We start from the raw sequence: 16,740 nt of genomic DNA on the forward strand, positions 1-16,740 counted from the left end.
CGGGCGCTGTCGGCGAGGCGCGGCTCAGAAGGCGGCGAGCGCCTCGTTCAGCGTCGCGCTCGGGCGCATCACGGCCGTGGTCTTCTCCGCGTCCGGGCGGTAGTAGCCGCCGATGTCGGCGGGCTTGCCCTGGACGGCGACCAGCTCCGCCGCGATCTTCTCCTCGTTGGCGCGCAGCGTCTCCGCGAGGGGCTTGAACGCGGCCGCCAGGTCGGCGTCGTCGCTCTGGCCGGCCAGCTCCTCGGCCCAGTACAGCGCCAGGTAGAAGTGCGACCCGCGGTTGTCGGTCGTGCCGAGCTTGCGGCCCGGCGAGCGGTCCTCGTTGAGGAAGGTGCCGGTGGCGCGGTCGAGGGCGTCGGCGAGCACCCGCGCGGCCGGCGCGTCGGCCTGCTCGGCGTACTTCTCCAGCGACGGGACGAGCGCGAAGAACTCGCCCAGGCTGTCCCAGCGCAGGTAGTTCTCCTCCACGAGCTGCTGCACGTGCTTCGGCGCGGAGCCGCCCGCGCCGGTCTCGAAGAGGCCGCCGCCCGCGATGAGCGGGACGACCGAGAGCATCTTGGCCGACGTGCCGAGCTCGAGGATCGGGAACAGGTCGGTGTTGTAGTCGCGCAGCACGTTGCCGGTCACCGAGATCGTGTCCAGGCCCTGGCGCATCCGCTCGAGCGAGTACGCCGTCGCGAGCTCCGGCGAGAGGATCTTGATCTCGAGCCCCTCGGTGTCGTGCTGCGGGAGGTAGGCGTTGACCTTCTTGATCAGCTCGCGGTCGTGCGCGCGCGACTCGTTGAGCCAGAAGATGGCCGGCGTCTGCGACGCACGGGCGCGGGTGACGGCCAGCTTGACCCAGTCCTGGACGGGGATGTCCTTGGTCTGGCAGGCCCGCCAGATGTCGCCGGCCTCGACGTCGTGCTCGATGAGGACCTCGCCGTCGGAGGCGAGGATCCGGACGGTGCCGTCGGTCGGGATCTCGAAGGTCTTGTCGTGCGAGCCGTACTCCTCCGCGGCCTGCGCCATCAGCCCGACGTTCGGGACGGTGCCGATCGTGGCCGGGTCGAGCGGGCCGTTCTGCTTCACGTCGTCGATGACGGCCTGGTAGACGCCGGCGTAGGACGAGTCCGGGATCACCGCGAGGGTGTCGTCCTCGCCGCCGTCGGCGCCCCACAGGCGGCCGCCGTTGCGGACCAGGGCGGGCATCGAGGCGTCGACGATCACGTCGGAGGGCACGTGCAGGTTGGTGATGCCCTTGTCCGAGTTGGTGTAGGACAGCCGCGGGCCGTCGGCGAGGGCGGCGTCGAAGGCCGCCTTGATCTCGGCACCGTTCTCGAGGGCGTCGAGCCCCGAGAGGATGGCGCCGAGGCCGTCGTTGGCGGAGAGGCCGGCCGCGGCCAGCTGGTCGCCGTACCGGGCGAAGACGTCGGCGAAGTACGCCTTCACCACGTGCCCGAAGATGATCGGGTCGGAGACCTTCATCATCGTCGCCTTGAGGTGGACCGAGAAGAGGACGTCGTCGGCCTTCGCCTTGGCGAGGGCGTTGCGGAGGAAGGCCTGGAGGTGGTCGGCCTCCATCTTGGAGGCGTCGACGATCTCGCCGGCGAGGACCGGGAGGCCCTCCTTGAGCACGACGGTCTCGCCGGCCTCGGTCTCGAGGACGATCGACAGGGTGTCGTCCGCGGTGAGGGTCACCGACTTCTCGTTGCTGGCGAAGTCGTGGGCGCCCATGGTGGCGACGTTGGTCTTCGAGCCCTCACCGAACGGCTTGTTGGTGTGCGGGTGGGTCTTGGCGTAGTTCTTCACCGAGGCCGGCGCGCGGCGGTCGGAGTTGCCCTCGCGCAGGACCGGGTTCACGGCGGAGCCCTTGACCTTGTCGTACTTGGCGCGGATCTCCCTCTCCTCGTCGGTGGCCGGCGCCTCCGGGTAGTCCGGGACGTCGAAGCCCTGCTCCTGCAGCTCCTTGATCGCGGCCTTGAGCTGCGGGATGGAGGCGGAGATGTTGGGGAGCTTGATGATGTTGGCCTCGGGCGTCTTGGCCAGCTCGCCGAGCTCGCTCAGCGCGTCGTCGGCCAGGCCGAACTGCGCGAGGATGCGCGCGGCGACGGAGATGTCGCGCGTCTCGACCGCGACGCCGGCCTTGGCGGCGAAGGCCTCGACGATCGGCAGGAAGGAGTACGTCGCGAGCAGCGGCGCCTCGTCGGTGTGGGTGTAGATGATGCTCGACATGTTCGGGCGTCACTCCTGAGGCCGTGGGTGGGATTCTTGACGTCAAGATACCTGATGGTGGGGCTCGGGTCCCCCTCGGTGGCCACAGTAATGACTAGGGTGAGCGCTGATAACCCGGCTGGTTTTCGGGAGCCCTACCGAGGAGAAGGTCCATCCCATGACTGACGCAGCACTGGATACAACCGTCCCGCCCACCACGACCCAGAAGCTCCTCGCGGAGTTCGTCGGCACCTTCGCCCTGGTGCTCTTCGGATGCGGCGTGGGGTTCATGAACGACGGCTCCGTCGTGCAGACCGGTCTGGCCTTCGGTCTCACCGTCACCCTGATGGCCTACGCCTTCGGCCGGATCTCCGGCGGCCACTTCAACCCGGCGGTCTCCGTCGGCGCCGCCCTCGGCGGCCGGATCTCCTGGAAGGACTCCGGCCTCTACATCGCGGCCCAGGTCCTCGGCGGCATCGTCGGCGCCCTCTTCCTGATGATCCTGCTGCTCGGCTTCGACGGCTTCGAGGCCTTCGACGACAGCATGCCGCTGGCGACCAACGGCTTCAGCGCCGGCAGCTACGACTACGCCTGGTGGGCCGCCTTCCTCGTCGAGCTCGCCATGACGTTCATGTTCGTGCTCGTGATCCTCGCCGTGACCGACGAGCGCAACCGGGCCATCGCGGCGCTCGCACCGCTGGCGATCGGCATCACCCTGGCCGTCATCCACTTCATGCTCATCCCGATGACCGGCACCTCGGTCAACCCGGCCCGCTCGCTCGGCCCGGCCCTGTTCAGCGGCGGCGACTGGATCGTGCAGGTCTGGCCCTTCCTCGTCGCCCCGCTCATCGGCGGCGCCGTGGCGGGGGTGCTCTACCCCCTCCTGTTCGGCCGCGACGCCGACCCGGTCCCCGGCTCCGGGCTGAGCTTCGGCGCCGGCGGCTCGTCGGACCCGGGCTTCACCCAGCAGTGGAACCAGCAGGCCTACGGCCAGCAGCAGGCGCAGCAGCCCGTTCACCAGCAGGGACAGCCGATCATCCAGGACGGCTGGCAGTGGGACCCGGCCACCCAGCAGTGGATCCCGGCCCAGCAGCAGCCGCCGGCCCCGGGGGCTCCCGGCGCCGCCGACCCGCAGGCCGGGTGGGCGCCGCCGGCCAACGACCAGACGCAGGTGCGTCCCCCGCAGTAGCCAGCCCCCGGCCGTGACCTAGCGGGCCTCGTCGTACGCGACGAGGCCCGCTTCGTCCGTCCGCACCAGGCCGACGCCGCGTGCGTAGACGTCGACCCGCATGCCGGCCGCCCCCTCGACGCCCTTCTCGACCACCAGCTCGACGGTCCGCTGGTACGTCGACAGCGGGACCGTGACCGGCTCGCCGACGGCCCGCACCGTGGCGACCTCGACCAGCCCGGGCGCCGTCGCGGTGCGGAAGCCGTCGCCGAAGCGGGGGCGGGCGGGCATCGCCAGGCCCGCCTCGGCCCCGACGCTGCCTGCCTGCCACTCCCCCTCCCGGCCGAACCACCACACGTTCCCGTCACGGTCCTGGGCGTACAGGTCCCGCTCGACCGTGCCGTCGGCGTGGGTGCGCACGAGGGCCGTCGTCGCGACCCCGGCGACCTCGGGCCCCGGCTCCACGGTCAGCACCAGCGCGGGCTGCCCGGTCGCCGCGTGGGCGTACTCCCAACGAGCGCCCGGCGCCAGGGGGAACCAGGGGTTGTCCACCGCCGCGACGAAGTCCGCCGGGTCCGGATCCGGGGTGGGGATGACCAGCCCGTCCACGCCCGCGGGCGGGCTCGGCGCCGAGGCGGACCCGCAGCCGGCCAGCACACCGCCGGCGAGGGCCAGGGCCGCGATCGCCGCGGGGACTCGTGTCCGCATGGGCTCATCGTCTCGCAAGGCCCGCCCGCCTCCCCGCGCGGGGGCGCGCGCTGCTAGCGTCGCGGGCAGTCCCACCGCAACCTCTGAGGAGTCTTCAGTGAGCACCACCCCGCTCAAGGTCGCCGTCACCGGCGCAGCCGGCCAGATCGGCTACAGCCTGCTCTTCCGCATCGCGAGCGGCGCCATCGCCGGCGACCGCCCCGTCGAGCTGCGCCTGCTCGAGATCGAGCCGGCCCTCAAGGCACTCGAGGGCGTCGTCATGGAGCTCGACGACTGCGCGTTCCCCAACCTCGCCGGCGTCGAGATCGGCGCGGACCCCGAGAAGATCTTCGACGGCGTCAACCTCGCCCTGCTCGTCGGTGCCCGCCCGCGCGGTCCCGGCATGGAGCGCGGCGACCTGCTCTCCGCGAACGGCGCGATCTTCACCGCCCAGGGGAAGGCCCTCAACAAGGTGGCCGCCGACGACGTCCGCATCGGCGTGACCGGCAACCCCGCCAACACCAACGCGCTCATCGCCGCGAGCAACGCCCCCGACATCCCCAAGGAGCGGTTCTCGGCGCTGACCCGCCTCGACCACAACCGGGCGATCTCGCAGCTGGCCGCCAAGACCGGCTCCGCCGTCAGCGACATCAAGAAGGTCACGATCTGGGGCAACCACTCGGCCACGCAGTACCCCGACATCTTCCACGCCGAGATCGCCGGCAAGAACGCCGCCGAGGTCGTGAACGACCAGGCCTGGATCGCCGACACCTTCATCCCGACCGTCGCGAAGCGCGGCGCGGCGATCATCGACGCCCGCGGGGCCTCCTCGGCCGCCTCCGCCGCATCCGCGACCTGCGACGCCGCTCGCGACTGGCTCAACGGCACCCCCGCCGACGACTGGGTCTCGATGGCGGTCGTCTCCGACGGCTCCTACGGCGTCCCCGAGGGCCTCGTCTCCTCGTTCCCGGTCACCACCGCCGGCGGCGAGTGGAGCATCGTCCAGGGCCTGGAGATCGACGACTTCTCGCGCGGCAAGATCGACGCCTCCGTCGCCGAGCTGGCCGACGAGAAGGCCGCGGTCACCGAGCTGGGCCTGATCTGAGGCTGACACCACCCGACGAGGGGCCGGTGCCGTCAGGCGCCGGCCCTTCGGCGTACCGGGGTGCTCTCAGGACTGCTCGGGGATGGTGCCCGCGAGGAGGAAGAGCACCACGGCGACCCCGACCAGGATGCCGACGTCGAGGAGCCGGTGGCGCACGGCGAGCATGCCGGCGTCCCGCTCGGGGAGCACCAGGCGCAGGGCGCCCGCGCCCGCGAGGCCGCCGGACATGATCCGCAGGCCCACGCGCCAGTCCGACGCCGCCGCCACGACCAGGCCGACCCCGACGACGACCAGGACGGCGATGTAGCACGCCCCGCCGATCGTCGAGGGATACCGGCGCGGCTCGGGCTCCGGGTCCACCGAGGCGGACGGCTCCAGCGGCTCCCCCGGCTCCGGGGCCTCGGCCCTGTCGTTCAGCGCGCTGCCTTCCCGCTGAGCGCGGCCTGCTGCTCGGCCATCGCGACCACGTTGGCCAGCAGCATGGCGCGGGTCATCGGCCCGACGCCGCCGGGGTTCGGGGAGACCCAGCCGGCCACGTCCCAGACGTCGGCGGCCACGTCGCCGGCGATCTTCCCGTCGACCCGGCTGACGCCGACGTCGAGGACGGCGGCGCCGGGCTTGACCATGTCGCCGCGGACGATGTCGGGGACCCCGGCGGCGGCGACCACGATGTCGGCCTTGCGCACGTGCGCGGCGAGGTCGACGGTGCCGGTGTGGCACAGGGTCACGGTGGCGTTCTCGGAGCGGCGGGTGAGGAGCAGGCCCAGCGGGCGGCCCACGGTGATGCCGCGGCCGACCACGACGACCTCGGCGCCCGCGATCGGCACGTCGTGGCGGCGCAGCAGCTCGACGATGCCGTACGGCGTGCACGGCAGCGGCGCCTCGTTGCCCAGCACCAGCCAGCCCAGGTTGGTCGGGTGCAGGCCGTCGGCGTCCTTGGCCGGGTCGATGAGACCGAGGACGCGGTTCTCGTCGCGGCCGCGCGGGAGAGGCAGCTGCACGATGTAGCCGGTGCACCCCGGGTCGGCGTTGAGACCCGCCACCGCCTCCTCGATCTCCTCCTGGGTGGCGACCTCCGGCAGGTCCACGCGGATCGAGGCGATGCCGACCTCGGCGCAGTCCTTGTGCTTGCCGTTGACGTACCAGCGCGAGCCGGGGTCGTCGCCCACCAGCACCGTGCCCAGGCCCGGGGTGATCCCCTGCTCGCGCAGCTTGTCGATGCGGACGCGCAGCTCGTCCTTGATGGCGGCCGCGGTGGCGTTGCCGTCGAGCCTCTGTGCAGTCACCCGGACATCCTCTCAGTTTGCGTACGTAGGTCCCACCCAGCTTGTGCCGGGTCGCGCTCGCCGGCTCAGTGGAAGAAGTGGCGGGTCCCGGTGAAGTACATCGTCACCCCGGCCGCCTGGCAGGCCGCGATGGTCTCCTCGTCGCGCACCGAGCCGCCCGGCTGCACGATCGCGGCGACGCCGGCGTCGAGCAGGATCTGCGGCCCGTCGGCGAACGGGAAGAAGGCGTCGGAGGCGGCCACGGCACCCCGCGCCCGCTCCTGGCCCTCCACCAGGCTGTTGGCCCGCTCGACCGCGAGCCGGCAGGAGTCGACCCGGTTGACCTGACCCATGCCGATGCCGACGGCGCCGCCGTCCTTGGCCAGCAGGATCGCGTTGGACTTCGCGGCCCGCACGGCGCGCCAGGCGAAGGCGAGATCGGCCAGGGTGCGCTCGTCGGCGGCCTCTCCGGCCGCGAGCGTCCACGCGGTCGGGTCGTCGCCCTCGGCCTGGAACTGGTCGACGTGCTGCATCAGCAGCCCGCCGCTGATCGGGCGGGTCTCGACGCCTCCCGTCCTCAGCGGCTCGGCGACGAGGATCCTGATGTTCTTCTTGCCCTGCAGGACCTCGACCGCTCCCTCGTCGTAGCCCGGAGCGACGATCACCTCGGTGAAGATCTCCGCGACCTGCCGGGCCATCTCGACCGACACGGGCACATTGGTGGCGATCACCCCGCCGAAGGCGGAGACCGGGTCGCACTCGTGGGCACGGCGGTGTGCCTCGGCGACGTCGGCGCCGACCGCGATGCCGCACGGGTTGGCGTGCTTGATGATCGCGACGGTCGGCTGGTCGCCGTGGTCGTACGCCGCGCGGCGGGCCGCGTCGGTGTCGACGTAGTTGTTGTAGGACATCTCCTTGCCGTGCAGCTGCTCGGCGGCGGCCAGCCCGCCGGGGCCGAAGCCGGAGCGGTAGAGCGCGGCGGGCTGGTGGGGGTTCTCGCCGTAGCGGAGGACGGCCTGCTTGTCCCAGGTCGCGCCGACCCAGGCCGGGAAGCCGGTGCTCGCGCCGTCCTCGACGGACGAGTCGGTGAGCACGTTGCCCATCCAGGAGGCCACCTGGACGTCGTAGGTCGCGGTGTGGACGAAGGCCTTGGCGGCCAGGGCCTTGCGCTCCTCGTAGGTGAAGCCGCCGCTGCGCGCGGCATCGAGCGCCCGCGCGTAGTCCGCGCCGTCGGTGACGATCGCGACGGACGGGTGGTTCTTGGCCGCGGCGCGCACCATCGAGGGGCCGCCGATGTCGATCTTCTCGATGCACTCGTCGACGCCGGCGCCGGACATCACGGTCGCGGCGAAGGGGTAGAGGTTGACCACGACCAGGTCGAAGGGGGCGACGTCGAGCTCCTCGAGCTGCGCGACGTGCTCGGGCAGCCGGCGGTCGGCGAGAATGCCCGCGTGCACCCGCGGGTGCAGCGTCTTGACCCGGCCGTCCAGGCACTCGGGGAAGCCGGTGAGGTCCTCGACCTTGGTGACGGGCAGGCCGAGACCGGCGATCAGCGCGGCCGAGCCGCCGGTCGAGACCAGCTCGACGCCGGCGTCGTGGAGGCCGCGGACGAGGTCCTCGAGGCCGGTCTTGTCGAAGACGGAGACCAGCGCGCGCTTGATCTCGATCCGGTCGGTCATGGTCTTCTCCTCATGGGATCGGTCGGTCGATCTCGATGAGGGGCACCCAGGCGGTCGATGCCGGCTCGTTCACTCCCCGGTGGTTGCCCACCCGCGCCAGTCGTGTGGCATGGATCCTACGGCGCGGTCAGCCGCCGAGGCGAACTCGCCGGCCCTCGACGGTGAAGCCCTCGCGGGCCATGCGGCCGACCGACTCCACGAGCATGCCGCGCTCGGCGACCTTGATCCGCTCGTGCAGGCTCTCGACGGTGTCGTCGTCCTCGACGGGGACGACGACCTGGGCCACGATCGCGCCGGTGTCGACGCCGGCGTCGACGACGAAGAGGGTCGCGCCGGTCACCTTCACGCCGTACTCCAGCGCGTCGCGGGGGCCGTACATGCCCGGGAACGACGGCGAGAGCGCCGGGTGCGTGTTGATGGTGCGTCCGCCGAAGCGCTCGAGGAAGGTCTCCCCCACCAGCTTCATGAAGCCGGCCAGCACCACGATGTCCGGCTCGAAGGCGGCCACCTTGTCCGCCAGGGCCCGGTCCCAGTTCTCCCGCGCCGTGTAGTCCCCGACCTTCGCGACGAAGGTGGGGACGCCGGCCCGCTCCGCGCGGGCCAGGCCCTCGATGTCGTCGCGGTCCGCGCCGACCGCGACCACCCGCGCGCCGTACGCCGGGTCGGCGCAGGCGTCGAGCAGGGCCTGGAGGTTGGTGCCGGAGCCGGACACGAGGACGACGAGGCGAGGGCGGGCGGGCACGCGCGGATTCTAGGCCGGGTCAGGAGCGTCCCGGCATCCGGGCGCGCAGTCCGCGCAGCGCGACCCGCACCCGGCCGTCGGCGTCGCGCTGCCACCAGCACACGACGAGTGCGCCGAGCACGCCGCCGATGCCGAAGGAGGTGATCGCGTGGAGGAGGACGTCGAAGGTGTAGGGGCCCACGTCCTGCATCCGCCCCGGGCCGACCGCGCCGCCGGCGAGTCCGGACGCGAGAGCCAGGGCCACCCCGGCGCCGATCCCGCCGGCGCAGCCGCGGATCGCGGCACGGTCCCAGGCCAGGATCGGGCGCTCGCGCTGGACCTGGCCGGCCACGAGCGCGGCCAGGACGAGCGGGGTCAGCATCAGCCAGTCGGTCCACCACGGCTGGCTGCCCTGGTCGGGCAGGGCGGCGAGCAGGGGGAACATCGGCAGCGGCCCGAGCACGACCGTGGTCGTGGAGACGGTGGTGCCCGTCCCGACCGTGAAGCCGGGGCCGAGCAGGTAGGCGCTGGAGAAGAGCAGGGCGTTCGGCAGCAGCAGAAGGGACAGCGCCGTCATCAGCACCACCGCGCCCCCGTCGGCGTGGAGCTGGGAGACGACATTGGCCGCGGTCGAGAAGTCCAGGACGAGCGCGGCGAGCAGCGCGAGCAGGCAGACCAGCGCCCACCGGGTGAGGATCCGGCGTGCCACGAGCGCGATGTCGCGCACGACGACGGGGAGGACCGGCAGCCAGATCGCCGCGCGTCCCGACCCGAAGGCGATGGCGGGGCCGCCGACGGCGAGGCCGATGAGCGCCGACCACACGACCACCCGGGCGGGCGCGGGGGCCGACGACGCGGTCGCGGCGACGGAGGCGGTGAGGACGCCCACGACGGCGTAGCCGACGGTGAACAGCCCCGCGGCGTACGGAACGGTGAGATCGCGCGCGCCGTCGGCGATCCGGTCGGCGTCCGGGCCGTGGCCGGAGACCGACTCCCCGACGCGGTGCCCGACCCGCCACGCGACCCACGCGCAGAGCAGGGTGAGCCCGAGCGGCATCGCGGTGATCCGGATCCCCTCGACCGCCACCGTGGAGCCGTGCGCCATCAGCCAGCCGTGGGCCCCGACGCGCAGGGCGTCGCCGGGCGCGCCCTGGCCGCCCGCGTCGGTGAGGAACCAGCCGACGACCGCCACGGCCATGCACACCAGCAGCGGCGCGCCGGCGGCGATCACGCCCCCGATGCTCGCGGTGGGCACCAGCGGCCGGGTCGTGGCGAGCCGGCGGCGCAGGTCGGCGTCCGAGGCGGACCGCGATCGACCGGGTCCGGTACGGCGTGCCGGTGGGCTCTGCAGCGACGTCATGGTCCGTCCATCTTCACGCGCCGGTACGGCGGGTTCTCGGCCGCCACGCCGGGAAGGGGGCAAAGGCCCGCAGAGACGAGGACCACCCCGGGTCTGGTTGGGGCGCACGACGGCCCACGGCGTACGGTGGTGCGGCCATGACCGCGGACGACCGGGTGACCCCTGCCCCCGACCAGCCCCGGTCCGCCTACGTCAGCAGCGCGGACCTGATGGGCAGCTTCGACGCCTTCTACCGCGACGCCCGCGACCGGCTGCTGCTCCAGACCTTCGCGCTCACCGGGGACCTCGCCGTCGCGCGCAGCGCGGTGCGCGAGGCGTTCGTCGTGTCCTGGCACCACTGGCGCAAGACGGGTCGGCTCGCCGACCCCGAGTCGGCCGTGCGGCCCGACGCGTGGCGCAAGGCGCTGCGGCGCAGCAGCACCCGCCCCTGGCACCGCAAGAAGGACCTGGACGACGAGACCCGGCGCACCCTCGACGCGCTCACGGCCCTGCCGGTCGTGCAGCGCAAGGCGCTGCTGCTCACCCAGCTCGCCGCGGTCACCATGGACGAGATGGCGCAGGAGATCGGCCTGCCCTCCGAGGCCGCCGAGCGGGAGCTCCAGCTCGGCGCTGCCCAGTTCGCCACCGCCCTGTCGATCCCCACCTCGGTGATCCCGCTCGCGCTCCACGGCCTGTCCCGGGCCACGACCTCGGTCACCTGGCCCCGGGTGACCATCATCCGGCGCGCCGGCGGGGCCCGCCGCCGCGCGCACACCGTGATCGGAGGCGCGGCGGCCGTGGTCGCCCTCGTCGCGGGCGGCGCCGTGGCCACCGACGGCGCGGGCGTGCGCCCGACGCTCGACCGGGAGGAGCCCCCCGCCGCCGGCGGGCCGGCCCCGGCGGGCCCGGCGATCACCACCCTGCCCGACACCAGCCTGGTCCCGCTCGACGTGCTGCGGCAGGCCGTCCCGGGCCGGGGCTGGCAGGAGGGCACGACCACCGACAACTCCTCCGGAAACGGGCTGGCCCTCCCCTGCCAGCCGGTCCGCTACGCCGATCCCCAGGGCACCGCGGCCTGGGTCCGCACCTTCCGCGACAGCGGCGACCCGCAGGCGCCGCGCAGCGTCGTCCAGGTCGCCGAGGCCTCCTCCTCCGAGCAGCGGGCCGAGCGCACCTACCGCCAGGCGCGGCGCTGGTTCGCCACCTGTCCCTCGCCCGACCAGGAGGGCGCCGCCGTGCCGCGGGTGCAGCTGGTCGGCACCGCCGACCTGCCCGGGGTCGGCGACCAGTCGACCCTCTTCGTGCTGCGCTCGCGCGTCGACGCCTCCACCCACGTGGTCGGGGTGGCGCGCACCGGGCTCTTCACGACGGTCACCTCGCTGACCTCCACCGTGCCGGCGGCGCGGGCCAACCGCGCCGGGGTCGCCCGGCTTCTCGCCTCGGCCGTGGGCCGGATCTGCGCGCTGCCCGACGCCGGCGGCTGCGCCATCCCGGACCCGACGCCGGTGCCGCGCGCGCCGTACCCGGCCGGAGAGAAGCCCTCGATGCTCTCCGAGATCGACCTGCCGCCCATCACCCCGGACCCGGGTCCGTGGGTCGGCACGCCCGCGACCGCGCTGGGCGAGGACCGGATCGACGCCGGCGCCATCGGCTGCAACACCGTGCACCTGTTCGGCCGGTTCAAGGGCAAGGCGATCCAGGGCAACGAGTTCCGTACCTTCGTGTTCGGCGGTGCGAAGCTGCCACCCCAGGTGGGGCTCACCCAGACCGTCGGCGCCCTCCCGGGCGGCGCGGCCGGCGCGTTCGTGGCGCGCTTCCGCGAGCAGATGGCAGCCTGTCCCGAGCTCGACGCCACGGCCGGCACCGAGGTCCAGGAGCTGCTGAGCACCGGCAGGGGCGCCCAGGCCCTGTCGGTGTGGCACCTGTCGACCGCACTGCCGGGCGACCGCACCGTCGAGTACGACGTCGCCGTGCTCCGCCAGGGCACCGCCGTCTCGGTGCTGGCCTATGTCGCCGCGCCGAAGGCCCGGATCGTCGACGAGGACTTCGTCGCCCTCGCGCAGCGCGCCCTCGACCGGCTGGCGCGCTCGGCTCCGTACGATCCCAGCTGACCCCGGCCGACCCGGCTTTCCGACGCCACTTCTGCGCGACGTGCAACCGGACCCGGTCCTCGGGCGTATCCCCCTCGACAACCCACGCTGCCGACGGAGGCAGCGGAGCACCGAGAGGAGGTCGGCGTGGACGCCAGCGAGTTCGACGAGTTCTACGCCGCCTCGTTCCGCCGGGTGACCGGTCAGGTCTACGCGATGATCGGCGACCTGGACGAGGCCACCGAGTGCACCCAGGAGGCGTTCGCCCGGGCCTGGGCGCACCGCCGCAAGCTGGACCGCGCGGAGTACCCCGAGGCGTGGGTGCGCACCACCGCGCACCGGCTCGCCGTGAGCCGGTGGCGCCGCCGCAAGCGCGGCGAGCGCTCCCCGGACCGCGCGCTCCAGCAGGCCGGGACCGCGGCGGCCGTCGACGAGTCGCACGTGGCGCTGGTCGCCGCGCTGCGACGACTGCCCGAGGCCCAGCGCCAGGCGCTGGTCCTCCATCACATCGCCGACCTCCCCGTCCAGCAGGTCGCGGCGGAGGTCGGCGTGCCGGAGGGAACCATCAAGGCCCGGCTCAGCCGCGGACGGGCGGCCCTGGCCGCCCTGCTGGCCGACGAGCCCGGCCTGGCGGAAGGAGGGGCCACCCATGCCTGAGCACGCGGACCACGATCCCGTCGAGGACCTCGCCCGGTTCGGGGCGGACCTCGCTCGCGCAGGAGGAGACATGCCGCTCTCAGCCGCCGACGTACGCCGCAGGGGCGACCACCTCCGCCGCCGGCGTACCGCCCTCGTGGCGGGCGGCGCCGTCCTCGCGGCGGTCGCCGTGACCGCGCCCATCCTCGCGCTCACCGGCGACGACCCCGAGCGCACCGACCGCGACCTGGTCACCCGCGACCCGAGAGGGGCCCTGGGCCCGCAGGACCTGCTCGGCGACGACGACACGGTCCACAGCGAGAGCAGCGACTGGTTCACCACCGACACCTCGGAGGGCGACGGCCAGGCTGCCTTCCACCTGTGCGCGCGGGAGAGCCTCGGCAGCCTCGGCGCCACGGCCGTCTTCCAGCGCCGCTTCGAGCTGCGCAACACCGCGGAGCCCTCCGTCGAGGTCTCCGGCGACCATCTCGCCGAGTCGATCGCGCAGTTCCCGGACGCCGCGACCGCGGCAGCCGCCTACGACACGATCGCCGGCTGGGTGCGCGACTGCACCGAGCAGGTGGCGCAGACCGAGTCGCCGGAGTACCGGGCGTTCGAGCCGCGGACGGTCGACGTCGAGGTCGGCGGCGACAGCGCCGCCCAGATCATCGACGCGCAGTACGGACCGGCTCCGCGAGAGCTCGACCCCTACGGCGACGCCGCCTACCTGGCGGAGACCGGCATCGTCCGGGTGGGCGACCGGCTCGCCGTCCTGGACTCCGCGATCGTCGGGCAGGACTACACCTTCACCGACGGCACGCCGGTCGAGCGGATGCTTCCCGTCGCCGCCGACCTGCTGCGCCCCGGCGGGGGCGAGCCGTTCGACCCGACCGCGGTGCCGGGCAGCAGGATCGCCGACGACTTCCCGCTGGCCGCCGGGTGGCCGGAGGCCGGCGGCGAGACCGAGGACCCGCTGACCGGTCCACTGCGCGGCCTCGACCCGATCCCGGTCGTGGCCTGCGGCGAGACGGCCCAGGACCCCCGCCGGTCGGACCGGCTGTCCGCGGAGTGGGTCGACGTCGAGGACGTCCGGTACCGCCAGCTGACCACCTACCCGAGCGCGGACGCCGCGGCCGATGCGGTCACCCGGGTCGCCGACCTCTACCGGGCCTGTCCCCGGGAGCAGGACACCGGCGACGGCACGACCCGCCGCTGGGAGGTGCGCGAGGTGACCGCGGGCGCCGAGGGGTACGCCGTGCTCGGCTGGGCCGAGAGCGAGGGCGGCGCGACGCCGTTCGGCGAGACGCTGCTCGTGGTCCGGGTCGGCAGCGCCGTCCTCGTCGAGAGCCGCGGCGGCCACGCCGGCAACCCGCAGGGACGCGAGGAGGAGACCATCGCCGAGCTCGTCGAGCAGGCCGGCGAGGTCGTCGAGGCGATGTGCCCGTTCAGCGGCTCCGGCTGCTGACGCCGGACGCGGCGGCGCCAGATGGCGAAGGCCCGCCACCCCTCGGGGGTGGCGGGCCTTCTGCGTCCGGTGGTCGAGGAGGTCACGCAGCGACCGTCTCGAGACCGGTCAGAGCGACTGCAGGATCTCCCGAGCCAGCGCGGCGGTCTCGGACGGCGTCTTGCCGACCTTGACGCCGACGGCCTCGAGCGCGTCCTTCTTCGCCTGGGCGGTGCCCGCGGAGCCCGACACGATGGCGCCGGCGTGGCCCATGGTCTTGCCCTCGGGGGCGGTGAAGCCCGCGACGTAGCCGACGACCGGCTTGGTGATGTTGGCCTTGATGTAGTCCGCGGCCCGCTCCTCGGCGTCGCCGCCGATCTCGCCGATCATCACGATCACCTTGGTCTCCGGGTCCTCCTCGAAGGCCTGGAGCGCGTCGATGTGGGTGGTGCCGACGATCGGGTCGCCGCCGATGCCGATGGCGGTGGAGAAGCCGAAGTCACGCAGCTCGTACATCATCTGGTAGGTCAGCGTGCCCGACTTCGACACGAGGCCGACCGGGCCCTTGCCCGCGATGGTGTGCGGCGTGATGCCGGCCAGGGACTCGCCCGGCGTGATGATGCCGGGACAGTTCGGGCCGATCATCCGGGTCTTCTTGCCCTGCAGGTACGACCACACCTCGGCCGTGTCCTGGACCGGGACGCCCTCGGTGATCACGACGATCAGCGGGATCTCGGCGTCGATGGCCTCGATGCAGGCGTCCTTGGTGAACGCCGGCGGGACGAAGAGGACCGACACGTCGGCGCCCGTCTCCTTCATCGCCTCCGCGACCGTGCCGAAGACCGGCAGCTCGACGTCGTTGCCGTCGTGGTCCTGGTGGGTGACGGTCGTGCCGGCCTTGCGGGCGTTCACGCCGCCGACGATCGTCGCGCCCGAGTCGAGCATGAGGGCGGTGTGCTTGGCACCCATGCCGCCCGTGATGCCCTGGACGATGATCTTGCTGTCCTTGTTGAGGTAGATGCTCATGGTTCTTCTCCCCCCGGCCTCAGGCGGCCGAGCCGTTGTGGGCGAGCTCGGCGGCCTTGTCGGCCGCGCCGTCCATGGTGTCGACCTGGGTCACGAGCGGGTGGTTCAGCTCGTTGAGGATCGCGCGGCCCTGCTCGACGTTGTTGCCGTCGAGGCGCACGACCAGCGGCTTGGTGGCCTTGTCGCCGAGCAGCTCGAGGGCTCCCTTGATGCCGTTGGCGACCTCGTCGCAGGCGGTGATGCCGCCGAAGACGTTGACGAAGACCGACTTGACCTGCTCGTCGTTCAAGATCACGTCGAGGCCGTTGGCCATGACCTGGGCGTTGGCGCCGCCGCCGATGTCGAGGAAGTTGGCCGGCTTCACGCCGCCGTGCTTCTCGCCGGCGTACGCGACGACGTCGAGGGTGCTCATGACGAGACCCGCGCCGTTGCCGATGATGCCGACCTGGCCGTCGAGCTTGACGTAGTTGAGGCCGAGGTCCTTGGCCTTCGACTCCAGGGCGTCGGCCTCCTCGCGGATCTCGAACTGCTCGTGCTCGGGGTGGCGCACCTCGGAGGCGTTGTCGTCGAGCGAGACCTTGCCGTCGAGGGCCTCGAGCCTGTCGCCGGCCAGCCGCGCGAGCGGGTTGACCTCGACGAGCGTCGCGTCCTCCTCGACGAAGACCTTGTAGAGGTCCTCGATCATCGTCACGGCCTGCTCGAAGACCGGCTCCGGGAACTTGGCCTCGGTGGCGATCTCGCGCGCCTTCGCCGCGTCGACGCCCGTGCCGGGGTCGATCGCGATCTTCTTGACGGCGTCGGGGTTGGTCTTCGCGACCTCCTCGATCTCGACACCACCCTCGACGGACGCGATGCAGAGGTACTGCCGGTTGGAGCGGTCCAGGAGGAAGGAGAAGTAGTACTCCTCCTCCGGCGGCGTGGCCGGCGTGACCAGGACGCGGTTGACCGTCAGGCCCTTGATCTCCATGCCGAGGATGTTCGACGCGTGCTCGAAGGCCTCGTCGGCCGTCTTCGCGATCTTCACGCCACCGGCCTTGCCACGGCCACCGGCCTTGACCTGCGCCTTGATGACGGTCACGCCGCCGATCTGCTCCGCCGCGGCCCGCGCTTCCTCGGCGGTCTCGACGACCGTCCCGAGGGTGGTGGCCACGCCGTGCTTCGCGAAGAGCTCCTTCGCTTGGTACTCCATCAGGTCCACTGATACGTCCTCACGTCTTGGTCAGAGGTTCGGTGCGCACAGCGGCACACCCTCGGGCACGATAGTCCTGACCCACCAGTAGGACGAGTCCGGGCGCCCGCTGGCTGGACCGACGTGACCGGACTCACGCACACGGCAGGTTTGGGCGTTCGCCTGACCGTCCCCAGGGGCCCGTCGTAGGATTTCGGG

Annotated in this window: 14 protein-coding genes; 5 read left to right on the forward strand and 9 right to left on the reverse strand. The window is 72.8% G+C overall.

Annotated elements, in window-relative coordinates; translation table 11 throughout:
* Positions 1-24 precede the first annotated feature (24 nt).
* On the reverse strand, positions 25-2,214 hold the full coding sequence (locus ACJ5H2_RS16730) for an NADP-dependent isocitrate dehydrogenase (RefSeq protein WP_408896564.1): 2,190 nt from the start codon (positions 2,212-2,214) through the stop codon (positions 25-27).
* 157 nt (positions 2,215-2,371) lie between these two features.
* Here ACJ5H2_RS16730 and ACJ5H2_RS16735 point away from each other — a divergent pair, with 157 nt between their 5' ends.
* Positions 2,372-3,382, forward strand: coding sequence for an MIP/aquaporin family protein (locus ACJ5H2_RS16735; RefSeq protein ID WP_408896565.1), 1,011 nt, complete (start codon positions 2,372-2,374; stop codon positions 3,380-3,382).
* 18 nt (positions 3,383-3,400) lie between these two features.
* Here ACJ5H2_RS16735 and ACJ5H2_RS16740 read toward each other — a convergent pair whose 3' ends face one another.
* Positions 3,401-4,069: a hypothetical protein gene (locus tag ACJ5H2_RS16740; RefSeq protein ID WP_408896566.1), complete on the reverse strand. Its 669-nt coding sequence runs from the start codon at positions 4,067-4,069 to the stop codon at positions 3,401-3,403.
* 97 nt (positions 4,070-4,166) lie between these two features.
* Between ACJ5H2_RS16740 and ACJ5H2_RS16745 the strand changes: the two genes are divergently transcribed.
* On the forward strand, positions 4,167-5,153 hold the full coding sequence (locus ACJ5H2_RS16745) for a malate dehydrogenase (protein ID WP_408896567.1): 987 nt from the start codon (positions 4,167-4,169) through the stop codon (positions 5,151-5,153).
* A gap of 66 nt (positions 5,154-5,219) precedes the next feature.
* Here the strand turns inward: ACJ5H2_RS16745 and ACJ5H2_RS16750 are convergent, their stop codons facing one another.
* The 5 genes from ACJ5H2_RS16750 to ACJ5H2_RS16770 form a co-directional block, all read right to left on the reverse strand.
* Positions 5,220-5,513, reverse strand: coding sequence for a DUF3017 domain-containing protein (locus tag ACJ5H2_RS16750; protein WP_408896568.1), 294 nt, complete (start codon positions 5,511-5,513; stop codon positions 5,220-5,222).
* 53 nt (positions 5,514-5,566) lie between these two features.
* Positions 5,567-6,439 (reverse strand): bifunctional methylenetetrahydrofolate dehydrogenase/methenyltetrahydrofolate cyclohydrolase, encoded by an 873-nt coding sequence (locus ACJ5H2_RS16755; protein WP_408896569.1) that lies wholly within the window; start codon positions 6,437-6,439, stop codon positions 5,567-5,569.
* A gap of 65 nt (positions 6,440-6,504) precedes the next feature.
* Positions 6,505-8,097, reverse strand: a complete 1,593-nt coding sequence (gene purH / locus ACJ5H2_RS16760; protein ID WP_408896570.1) for a bifunctional phosphoribosylaminoimidazolecarboxamide formyltransferase/IMP cyclohydrolase — start codon at positions 8,095-8,097, stop codon at positions 6,505-6,507.
* Positions 8,098-8,224: 127 nt separating this feature from the next.
* Entirely contained in the window at positions 8,225-8,839 is a 615-nt protein-coding gene (purN, locus tag ACJ5H2_RS16765; protein ID WP_408896571.1) for a phosphoribosylglycinamide formyltransferase, read from the reverse strand.
* Between the two features lie 19 nt (positions 8,840-8,858).
* Positions 8,859-10,178, reverse strand: a complete 1,320-nt coding sequence (locus tag ACJ5H2_RS16770) for a DUF6350 family protein (protein WP_408896572.1) — start codon at positions 10,176-10,178, stop codon at positions 8,859-8,861.
* 137 nt (positions 10,179-10,315) lie between these two features.
* Here ACJ5H2_RS16770 and ACJ5H2_RS16775 point away from each other — a divergent pair, with 137 nt between their 5' ends.
* The 3 genes from ACJ5H2_RS16775 to ACJ5H2_RS16785 all read left to right on the forward strand — a co-directional run bounded on the left by ACJ5H2_RS16775 (position 10,316) and on the right by ACJ5H2_RS16785 (position 14,348).
* The gene (locus ACJ5H2_RS16775; protein WP_408896573.1) at positions 10,316-12,268 is read left to right on the forward strand and encodes a hypothetical protein; all 1,953 of its coding nucleotides are present in this window, start codon (positions 10,316-10,318) and stop codon (positions 12,266-12,268) included.
* A 126-nt stretch (positions 12,269-12,394) separates the two neighbouring features.
* Positions 12,395-12,904, forward strand: a complete 510-nt coding sequence (locus ACJ5H2_RS16780) for an RNA polymerase sigma factor (protein ID WP_408896574.1) — start codon at positions 12,395-12,397, stop codon at positions 12,902-12,904.
* On the forward strand, positions 12,897-14,348 hold the full coding sequence (locus ACJ5H2_RS16785; RefSeq protein ID WP_408896575.1) for a hypothetical protein: 1,452 nt from the start codon (positions 12,897-12,899) through the stop codon (positions 14,346-14,348). Before ACJ5H2_RS16780 ends, ACJ5H2_RS16785 begins: the two co-directional genes overlap by 8 nt.
* Before the next feature lie 108 nt (positions 14,349-14,456).
* On the opposite strand, the gene sucD is transcribed toward ACJ5H2_RS16785, so the two are convergent.
* Both sucD and sucC read right to left on the reverse strand, forming a co-directional pair.
* Complete coding sequence (sucD, locus tag ACJ5H2_RS16790) at positions 14,457-15,353, reverse strand: succinate--CoA ligase subunit alpha (RefSeq protein ID WP_408896576.1); 897 nt, start codon at positions 15,351-15,353, stop codon at positions 14,457-14,459.
* Between the two features lie 19 nt (positions 15,354-15,372).
* Entirely contained in the window at positions 15,373-16,551 is a 1,179-nt protein-coding gene (sucC, locus tag ACJ5H2_RS16795) for an ADP-forming succinate--CoA ligase subunit beta (protein ID WP_408896577.1), read from the reverse strand.
* Positions 16,552-16,740 lie beyond the last annotated feature (189 nt).

Source organism: Nocardioides pymetrozini (assembly GCF_046058985.1).
Lineage (GTDB): Bacteria > Actinomycetota > Actinomycetes > Propionibacteriales > Nocardioidaceae > Nocardioides.